Genomic DNA, 862 nt, shown 5'->3' with positions numbered 1-862 from the left:
GGCCCAGGCGCGTGCCGACGCTCGCCGGCCGCGCCCCAAGCCGAGCAAGATCGGGCAGAACCCGCAGTTACGGGCATACATTCACGACCACCTGCGCAAGCGCTGGAGCCCGGAGCAGATCGTCCAGAGCTTGCGCCGGACCTTTCCCGGGCGGGCGGAGATGCATGTGTGCCACGAGACCATCTATCAGGCGCTGTATGTGCAAGGCCGCGGCGAGCTGCGCCGCGAACTCACCCGAGCGCTGCGCACCGGCCGCGCGATGCGCAAGCCGCGCCGCCTGGCCCAGCAGCGCCAGCCCCGCTACAGCGCGCCCATGGTCATGATCAGCGAGCGGCCCGCTGAGGCCGACGACCGCGCGGTGCCCGGCCACTGGGAGGGCGACTGCATCATCGGCAAGAACGGCAGCTCCGCCATCGGCACGCTGGTGGAGCGCACCACCCGCTACGTGCTGCTCGTCCATCTGCCGATCGACCGCAGCGCCGAGCGTATGCGCGACGCCCTGGTGGAGACCATGGCCACCCTCCCCGCCCAGCTCAAGCGCTCCCTGACCTGGGATCAGGGCAGCGAGATGGGCCGCCACCACGAGTTTTCCCTCGCCGCCGACATGCCGGTCTACTTCTGCGACCCGGCCAGCCCCTGGCAGCGTGGCTCCAACGAGAACACCAACGGCCTGCTCCGCCAGTACTTCCCCAAGGGCACCGACCTGTCCGCCCACACCCGCGAGGACCTGGACGTCGTCGCTGCTGAACTGAACTCCAGACCACGAAAGACGCTCGACTGGGATACCCCAGCCGAGCGTCTCGCTAGGCTGCTCGCAGCCACTAATTGATCACCTGTGTTGCGACGACCCCTGGAATTCGCC

1 protein-coding gene is annotated in these 862 nt (G+C 68.9%); it reads left to right on the top strand.

What is annotated here, in order from left to right:
• On the top strand, positions 1 to 829 hold an 829-nt coding region (locus tag Msi02_RS42795), incomplete at its 5' end, for an IS30 family transposase (RefSeq protein ID WP_204053413.1).
• Between the last annotated feature and the right edge of the window lie 33 nt (positions 830 to 862).

The sequence above is a fragment of the Microbispora siamensis genome (genome assembly GCF_016863095.1).
In the GTDB taxonomy this organism is placed as follows: domain Bacteria; phylum Actinomycetota; class Actinomycetes; order Streptosporangiales; family Streptosporangiaceae; genus Microbispora; species Microbispora siamensis.
This window is presented reverse-complemented; position numbering and strand designations above follow the sequence as displayed.